A 696-nucleotide genomic window follows, 5' to 3' on the forward strand; every position below is an offset into this window, starting at 1 on the left:
TTAATTTTTGTAGGGTGGGTTAGGCCGCGAGGCCGTAACCCACCGAGCGACCTCGAATCGGTGGGTTACGCTGCGCTAACCCACCCTACGATTAATGTTCACTCGAATGCCGAATGGAATAACGCATCAATCAGCTGCGGGCCAAATCCGAATCCTTCCCCCGGCTCAGACCGACCCAACCCAGCTGGGCGCTGCCCATCAATATCGCGGCGGGGATTGGCACCGGGAAGGCGCACGGGAAGCGTAACCGACACGGCGTCAAGTCATTTGCGGGAGCCCTGCCGGAGTGCTGAGCGAAGCGGCGTACGTAGGCGTGGCGGATGCATGAAGGTCGCGACTAAAGTGACGTTTGCGATTGGATCGAACGCGGGCCGCCGAACACTTACACGTCGCCACAATCGCCTCCTTTCATTAACCCGGAGTCGCATAAGGTTTCCTTAAAAGCGGCGAGGCACTCGGGTGAGCAGCACGGCGCGGTGTTGGCCGTTGATCTCGGCCTGGGCCGCGATTTGGCCGGCATCGTTGATCGCGATTGCAGAGGTAAGCGTCCAAACAGCGGCGTCCGCCGGATCGAGCAGCGCGTTGAGATCGGTCATGACGCCGTCTATCGTAACGAAAGCATGCCACTTGCCGCTGGCAGTCCTGGAGTCTCCCACCACCTGTCCGGCGTCGTTGATGTCCAGGGCACGGCTGTCG

1 protein-coding gene is annotated in these 696 nt (G+C 60.6%); it reads right to left on the bottom strand.

The window, feature by feature from the left end; translation table 11 throughout:
* Positions 1–437: 437 nt before the first annotated feature.
* Positions 438–696 (bottom strand): hypothetical protein (locus B2A78_RS25440; protein WP_205780913.1); only part of this gene is annotated, 259 nt, incomplete at its 5' end.

Origin of the sequence: Methylocaldum sp. 14B (assembly GCF_002005105.1) — a bacterium.
Lineage (GTDB): Bacteria > Pseudomonadota > Gammaproteobacteria > Methylococcales > Methylococcaceae > Methylocaldum.